This window comes from Nocardia sp. NPDC003345 (assembly GCF_053589395.1).
Window position 1 is genome coordinate 1 of the sequence record NZ_JBSFRU010000288.1, and the last position, 8,591, is coordinate 8,591.

The following is an 8,591-nucleotide window of genomic DNA, read 5'->3' on the forward strand; positions in this document are numbered from 1 at the left end:
CGTCGACGCCGGTCACGGCGACGGAGTGTTCGTCAACACCACCGGTATCGGGCTACTCGGCCCCGAGGTCGATATCCGGTGCAGCGACTGCTGGGCACCTCCGATGTGGTGCTGTCCATGCTCATGATGGGCCGGGTCGGCCGGGTCGCACTCAGTACACCGGCGATGGCGGTGAACGTCCTGCCGCTGCGGCTTGCCGTCCACGCGCACGAAACGGTCGGCGAACTCGGTGTCCGCGTGGCCGAGACGCTGCGGGAGATGCGGCGGCACCAGCGCTACAGCGGCGCCGATCTGGCCCGCGACCTGAGCGGGTTCGGCGCGGGGGAGTTGCTGCACGGAATCGGGATCAATCTGAAAGTCTTCGATTTCGCGCTCGACTTCGACGGCGCGAAGGGCGTGCTGCGCAATGTGGCCGGCGGCCCGCCCGAAGACCTGGGCCTCGTGGTGACCCCGCTGCCCGACAAATCGGTACTGCTGAACTTCGAATGCGATGCCCGCACCAACGAACCGGAGACGGCCTACCGGCGGGTGGCGGGTCTGGTCCGGGTGATCGAGGCCTTCACCGAATTGGACAAGGTGCAGGTCGGGGCGCTGGAACTGCTCGACCGCGAGGAACGGACCGGACTGCTGGCCGCTCGCACCGGACCGGCGGCCGCCGCGGGCGGCGAACTGGTGCCGGCGGCCCTGGACCGGATGGTGGCCGGGTACGCCGGTGACACGGTCCTGGTTTCGGGATCGCGGCGCTACACCGGAGCCGAACTCGGCAGCCGGGTCAACCGGCTGGCGCGCCGGCTGCGCGACCGCGGGGTGCGGGCGGGCGATCTCGTGGGCGTCGCGCTGCCGCGGACCGCCGATCTCGTGGTCGCGCTGCTGGCCGTATGGCGGGCGGGCGGGACGTATCTGCCGCTGGATCCCGAACATCCGGTACCGCGGCTGCTGACAATGGTCGCCGACGCCGAACCGGTATTGATCCTCACCGACAACGCGGCGGCCGGGCAGTTCCCGGGGCAGGTGGTCGCGCTCGACGACGAATCGGTGCTCGCGGCACTGCGGGAGTATCCGGACGGGCCGCTCACGGCGGGCGAGACCGAGACCGTGCGCGGTGACCATCCGGCCTACGTGCTCTACACCTCGGGCTCGACCGGGACACCCAAGGGCGTGGTGATCGACCATGCCGCGCTCGCCCAGCTGGTAGCCGGGCATCGCGGCGGCCTCTACGCCGAGGCGGTCGAGCGGGCCGGTGGCAGGCGGCTCGCGATCGCGCACACCACCTCGTTCGCCTTCGACGCCGCCCTCGACCCGCTGCTCTGGCTGCTCGACGGTCACCGTATCCATCTGTACGACAGCACGATCCGCCGTGATCCCGCCGCGCTGGTCGCGGCATTCCGGGCCGACGGTATCGAGGTCGTGGACGGTACCCCGACCCTGGCGGCCGCGCTGTTCACCCACGGGCTGGCCGAGATGGCCCCGCGGCTGCTGGTACTCGGCGGCGAGGCGTGCCCGCCGGATCTGTGGCGTGACGTGCAGCGGGCCGGGATCACCGCCGTCAACCTGTACGGCCCGACGGAGGCCACGGTCGACGCCGTCGGCGCCACGGTGACCGGCGACGAGCCGCATATCGGGCTCCCGCTGCCCGGAGTGCGGGCGTACCTGCTGGACAACGGCTTACAGACGGTCGCCGACGGGCAGACCGGTGAGCTCTACCTCGCGGGTGACGGGATAGCCCAGGGATATCTGGGCCGTCCGGGTCCGAGCGCGCAGAGTTTCGTCCCCGATCCGTTCGGCCGGCCGGGCGCCCGGATGTATCGCACCGGCGATCTGGCCCGCTGGGTTCCCGGTCGCGGTTATTTCTATTCCGGCCGGGCCGACGCACAGGTCAAGATCCGTGGGCACCGGATCGAGATCGGTGAGGTGGAGGCCGCGCTGAGCGAGCTGCCCGAGGTCGCGGCCGCGGCGGCGGATATCCGGGAGCTCGGCGGCCGCCCGAGCCTGATCGGCTATGTGGTCGCCGCGGCCGGCATCGCGGAGCGGTCCGAGGACGGGACCGCCGATCTCGGTGCCCGGCTGCGCAACCGGCTCGCCGAACTGGTGCCCGATCCGATGGTGCCGGCCCGGATCACGGTGCTCGGCGAACTGCCGTGGACGGTCAACGGCAAAGTCGACCGCGCCGCCCTGCCGGATCCGGTGGAGTCCGCGGGCGGGCGCGCTCCGGCGACCCCGGCCGAGCACACCGTCGGCGCGGTGGTGGCCGAACTACTCGGCCGCGACGCGGTCGATATCGACGACGATTTCTTCGGCGCCGGCGGGGACAGCATCACCGCCATCGGCGTCTGCAGCCGGTTACGCGAACGCGGCCTGATTCTCACCCCCCAGGATCTGCTCACCCGGCGCAGTCTCGGCGACCTGGCGGCCACGGCCGAACCGGTGCAGGCGGAACCGGTGCGCGAGCGAGCGGTCGCGACCCGCACCGATTCGGTGTCGATCACCTTGCCGCCCGCCACCGTCGGCGAACTCACCGCTACGCACGGCCCGATCGCCGATGTGCTGCCGCTGTCGCCGCTGCAGGAGGGCCTGCTGTTCCACGCGCTGCGCGACGGGGCGGCCGATGTCTACACCCTCACCGCGCGATTCGAACTCGCCGGTCCGCTCGACGCCGCCCGCTGGGAAGGGGCCTTCGCCGAGGTGCTGCGCCGGCATCCGAACCTGGGCGCGGCCTTCCATTACGAGCAGGCCGACCAGCCGGTACAGGTGATACCCGCCTCGCCCCGGGTCGCCTGGCGTTTCGAGGATCTGGGCGACCGCCCGCCCACCGATGCCGACGCCGAGGCGCTGGCGCTGGAGCGCGCGGCCGGAGCCGAACTGTTCGATATCGGCGCACCGCCGCTGCTGCGCGCACTGCTGATCCGGCTGGGCGATTCGGCGCACCGCCTGGTGCTCACCGCCCACCATCTGCTGGCCGACGGCTGGTCGGTCCCGATCCTGCTGCGCGAGATGCTCGCCCTCTACCACGGCGAACAACTCACCGAACCCGGTTACTACGGCGACTATCTGGCCTGGCTGGCGCGCCGTGACAGCGCGGGCGCGGTCCGCCGCTGGAGCGAATACCTGGAAGGTCTGGCCGCACCGAGCCTCGTCGCGACGAGCGACGGCCGGTCCACGGCGGTCGGCCTGCGGGTACCGGTGAGCGAGGAGACCGCCGCCGCGCTGGAGGCGTTCGGGCGGGCGCACCGGCTGACCATGAACACGCTGCTGCAGGGCGCCTGGTCCATGGTGCTGGCCGAACAACTCGGCCGCGACGATGTGGTGTTCGGGGCCGTGGTGTCGGGGCGGCCCGCGGATCTGCCGGGTGTCGCCGGGATGGTCGGGTTGTTCAGCAACACCGTTCCGGTCCGGATGAGCCTGGACCCGCACCGGTCGGCCGCCGAACAGTTCGCCGGCTTCCAGCAGACCACACTCGATATGCAGAACCAGGCCTTCCTGGGCCTGGCCACCGTGGAACGGGCCGCCGGGGTGGGACGTCTGTTCGACAGCCTGGTGGTCTACGAGAACTTCCCGAAAACCGGTGTGCAGGGCAATGAATCACACCGGGTCGGGGTGGCCGGGGTCGCGGTGCACAGTCTCACCCACTTCCCGGTGGTCGTGACCGCGCTGCCGGGCGAGACGTTCCGGCTGATGCTGCACCACGATCCGGCCGCGGTCGAGCGGGCGCCCGCGCAGCGGATGGCCGACCGGCTCGGTGCTGTGCTGACCGCGCTGGTCCAGGATCCCACCGCGACCGTCGGCGCGGTACTGCGCGCCACCCGCCACCCGGACACCCGGGGCGGCACACTGGCCACCTGGGGCCCGGTCGCCGGAATCGACCCGGCTGCCGCGGCGCTCACCGCCGAGGGCGTCACCCTCACCTACGCCGAGTTCCACACCCGGGTGAACCGGCTGGCCCACTGGCTGATCTCCCGCGATATCGGCCCCGAGGTACCGGTGGCGGTCGCCATGGGGCGCAGCGCGGAATCGGTGATCGCGGCGCACGCGATCATCCGGGCGGGCGGGGTGTACCTGCCGGTGGATCCCGGCCAGCCGGCCGAGCGGGTGGACACCATCCTGGCCACCGCGGCCGCGGCGCTGGTCCTGACCACGAGCACCGGCGGTTTCACCACCGGCCGCGCGCCGGTGATCGCGGTCGACACCCTCGATCTCACCGATCTTCCCGCCGACGCGCCCACCGACGCCGACCGCCGGGCCCCGCTGCGGCCGGACAACGCGGCGTATCTGCTGTTCACCTCGGGCTCGACCGGTGTGCCCAAGGGCGTCACGGTCGCGCACGAGTCCATCGTCAACACCTTCGCCTGGCTGCAGGAACAGCAGGGTTTCACCGCCGGGGACACGATGCTCTACCGCACCCCGGCGACCTTCGACGCCTCGCTGCTGGAGATCTTCCTGCCGCTGCTGGTGGGCGCCCGGATCGTGCTGGCCCGGCCGAACGGCCACCGCGACCCGTACTACCAGGCGCGTCTCATGGCCGACGAACGGGTGACGGCGGTCCAGATGACCTCCTCCATGCTCACCACCATGACCGAGGAGAGCGACCTGTCCGGCTGCACGGCACTGCGCTGCGTGTTCACCGGCGGCGAACCGCTTCCTCCGGCCACGGCCCGCCGGTTCGGCGAGCTCACCGGGGCCACGGTGAACAATCTCTACGGGCCCACCGAGGCCGCGGTCTGCATCACCTATCACGCCGCCACCGGCGCCGATACCGTGACGGTCCCGATCGGGCGTCCGGCCGGCGGCGCGGGGGTGCGGGTGCTCGACGAAGCATTGCGCCCGGTGCGCGCCGGAGTGGTCGGCGAGCTCTACCTGACCGGTGTGCAGCTGGCGCGCGGCTATATCCACCGGCCCGAGCGAACCTCGCACGTTTTCGTGGCCGACCCCGAGGGACACGGTGAACGGATGTACCGCACCGGCGATCTGGTGCGCTGGGGCGCGCGCGGCGAACTCGAATACGTCGGGCGCTCCGACAGCCAGGTCAAACTGCGGGGTCAGCGGATCGAGCTCGGCGATATAGAAGCGGCGATCCTGCGGCGTCCCGAGATCGCGCAGGCCGTGGTGATCCTGCGCGAGGACATCCCCGGCGACCAGCGGCTGGTGGCCTACCTGCGGCCACGCGCCGGGGTCACGGTGGACGGCGAGGCCGTGCGTGCCACAGTGCGTGCGGTGCTGCCCGAGTACATGATTCCGTCGGCGTTCGTGGAACTCGACGAGATCCCCATGACCGTCAGCGAGAAATTGGACCGCAAGGCACTGCCGGTGCCGAAGTACCCGGTAGAGGCGGCGCCCGCCGATGCGATCGCGGTGCCGGCGAAAACCAGACCCGGCGCCGATGCGGCGAACGCCACCGTGGCGGTGGTACTCGACGCGATGGCGGCGGTGCTGGGAATCGAGCGGATCAGCGCGGACGACGATTTCTTCGCCGCCGGTGGACATTCGCTCACCGCGGTCCGGCTGGTGGGCCGGCTGCGCCGGGCCGGTCACCAGGTCGTGGTCGACGATGTCTTCGAGGCTCCCACCGCGCGGGCACTGGCCGGGCGGATCGACGGCGCTCCGGTATCCGCCGCCCCCGAGCCGCTCGCCTCCGCCCCGGGGACGGCCGGGCAGCCCGTCACATCGGCCGGCCCCGCTTCCGTTCCGGCGGACGGAACCGTATCCGGAGGAGCCGTTTCCGTCCCGATCGATCCGGCATCGGGAGCCGCGCCGGTCTCCGAGGAGATCGCGATGCTCGGCCGCCGGCTCGATCACGTGCTGCGGCTGCGGCCCGCGGGCAGTGGAACACCGCTGTTCTGCGTGCATCCGGTGGGCGGTACCGCCTGGCAGTTCACGCCGCTGGCGCGACGGCTGCGGGCCGACCGCCCGCTGGTCGGGCTCCAGCTACCCACCCTGCGTGACCGGGACGCCACGGTCACCACGCTCGACGATCTGGCTGCCCGCTATGTGGCCACGATCCGGGAGATCCAGCCCGAGGGGCCGTATCACCTGCTGGGCTACTCGCTCGGCGGCACCATCGCGCATGCGATGGCGGCGCGGCTGGTGGCGGCGGGCGCCGAGGTCGCGTTCGTGGGCCTGGTCGATGCGCATCCGCTCGCCAACCTGGCCGAGCAGGCGGCCGGTGTCCTCGCCGACCCGGCCCGGCTCGACGAACTGCTGCCCGAACTTCCGCCGGACGCCCCCGATCTCGCGGCTCTCATCCGCGCCGCGGCGCAGGAACTGCTGCGCATGGTGACGGTATCGGAGACACCGCACTACGCCGGGCCGATGGCCCTGTACGCCGCCGACCCCGGCGGTGACGAGGACGCCGCCCGGGTCGCGGCGCAGCTGACGGGCTGGCGCGCGGCCGGCGCCCGCGTCACCGTGCGCCGGTTGCCCTACACGCATTTCGGGATCGTGACCGACGACGGCTGGGCGGAGGTCGCGGCATTGCTCGACACCGATCCGGCGCTGCGGGCCTGATATGCGGGCCCCCGAGACTTCGCCGCGGCATCATCCGGTGCCCCGGCGGTTCGAGAAAGAAAGTGAAACACCTATGTCGCTGTTATCCCGAAGCCGCTTCGCGGCCTGGCTACGCGCGGTAGTCGGCCTGTTCGTCGCGGTGGTCGCGGTCGCGGGCTGTAGCTCCTCCGCCGAACCCGCCGCCGAGGGCGGGACCCGGACGGTCCAGACCCAGAAGGGCGCCATCGAGGTGCCCGCCGACCCGCAGCGGGTCGTGGTGCTCAACGGCGCGCTCGCCGGTTACCTCTACGACCTCGAGGTCCCGGTGACCGCCGCCGATACCCGGGTACTCGGCGTCACCGACCGCAGCGGCAAATTCCCCCCGACCTGGACCGCGGACGCGACGGAGCAGGGCACCGAGGTGGTCCCGATCGGGCAGGCCGTGAACGTGGAGTTCATCGCCTCCAAACAGCCGGATCTGATCATCGGCGGCGGTCAGGGTTTCCCCGCCAAACAGTCGGTGGACGCCTACGACCAGCTCAGCGCGATCGCGCCGACGGTGCTGGTCCCCGGAGACGTGACCGGCTGGCAGGACCAGCTGAAACTGCTCGCCGAGGTCGTGAACAAGGGCGACAAGGTCGATGAGCTGATCACGGCCTACAACGATCGCCTCGCGCAGGTGAAGAACGAGATCAAGGCGCCCGAGCAGAAGATCGGCTACTTCCAGTCCGCCTCCGACGGGCAGCCGAAGATGATCCTGTCCAACGCCGCGCTGCCCACGCTGCTCGCCGAACTCGGTTTCCAGGCCGACGACCAGGTGGTGGCCAAGGCCGGTAACCCCGAGATCAATCCGTCGGCCGACTGGTTCAACTTCAGCCCCGAACTGCTGACCAAGGTCCTGGACCAGAAGGCCGTCATCGTGGTGCCGCTCAGCGGCGCCAAGAGCGCGGCCGATCTCGCGAAGGATCCGATGTACGCGCAACTGCCCGCGTTCAAGGACAAGAAGGTCTACGAACTGCCGGCCACCAGCTACCGGCCGGATTACCGCGGCGTGATGAACACTCTCGACCTGATCTCGGAGCAGTTCAAGTGACGACCCCCGCCGGCCTCCTCATCGATCTCTCCCCGTTGCGGGAGAGCCGGCGGTTCCGCTGTGCCTTCGGCGCGCGGCTGATCTCGGTCCTCGGCATCGGGCTGCTCATGGTGGCCCTGCCGGTGCAGGTCTACGACCTCACCGGATCGAGTCTGCACGTCGCCGGGGTCTCCACGGCGATGGCGATCGCGCTGTTCGGGGGGAGTCTGGCCGGTGGCGTGATCGCCGACCGGTTCGACCGGCGCAATGTGATCCAGTGGTCGCGTTCCGCGGCCGGGGTGGCGTTCCTGGCGCTGGGCGTGAATTCGCTGCTCCCCGATCCGACCCTGGTGGTGATCTACCTGGCCGCGCTGCTGGACGGCGCGGCCGGGGGGATCAGCGGCTCGGCGCTCATGGCGCTGGTGCCGATGCTGGTGGGCCGGGAGAAAGTCGCCGCGGCGGGCGCGCTGACCACACTGACCTCGGATCTGGGCACGATGATCACCCCGGCCATCGCCGGTGTGCTCATCGCCCAGATCGGCGTCTCCTTCGCGTTCTTCGCCGCCGCGGTGGCGACCGTGGGCACGGTCGGGCTGATCCGGGCGATCGGAGCGGCCCCGCCGCCACCGCGCGAGATCCGCAATCCGCTGGTCGAACTGGGCCACGGCATCGGATTCGCGATGCGGCACCGCATCATCCGCGCCGTGCTGGTGAGCGGTCTGCTCGGCATGCTGGTGGCCGGACCGCTGGTACTGCTGCCCGCCTTCGCCGACCGCGCGCTCGAGGCCGGTCCGGCGACCCTGGGCCTGCTCTACGCCGCGCCCGGCGCGGGTGCCGTGCTGGGATCGCTGACCAGCGGCTGGATCGGCCGCGCGAACCGTAACGGTCTCGTGCTGCTGATCTCGCTGGCGCTCATGCCGGTCGGGCTGATCCTGGCCGGGATCTGGCCGCAGGCGGCCTGGAGTTTCTTCGGGCTGGCCGCGTTCGGCGTGGCGCGGGCGGTGAACAACATCCTGCGCTACGCGGTGCTACAGCAGAACTC

At 71.3% G+C, this 8,591-nt stretch carries 3 protein-coding genes; all 3 read left to right on the top strand.

The genetic code is table 11. The annotated features are described in order from the left end of the window. Positions 1–78: 78 nt before the first annotated feature. Positions 79–6,498: an amino acid adenylation domain-containing protein gene (locus tag ACWDU1_RS25130; protein ID WP_450002083.1), complete on the top strand. Its 6,420-nt coding sequence runs from the start codon at positions 79–81 to the stop codon at positions 6,496–6,498. 73 nt (positions 6,499–6,571) lie between these two features. Beyond that, the gene (locus ACWDU1_RS25135; RefSeq protein ID WP_450002085.1) at positions 6,572–7,570 is read left to right on the top strand and encodes an ABC transporter substrate-binding protein; all 999 of its coding nucleotides are present in this window, start codon (positions 6,572–6,574) and stop codon (positions 7,568–7,570) included. Continuing rightward, a partial coding sequence (gene entS, locus ACWDU1_RS25140) for an enterobactin transporter EntS (RefSeq protein WP_450002087.1) occupies positions 7,567–8,591 on the top strand: 1,025 nt, incomplete at its 3' end. The genes ACWDU1_RS25135 and entS, both read left to right, overlap by 4 nt.

Coding starts and splice junctions, on each gene's coding strand:
- ACWDU1_RS25135 (WP_450002085.1), top strand. CDS start 6,572: ATGTCGCTGTTATCCCGAAGCCGCTTCGCGGCCTGGCTACGCGCGGTA.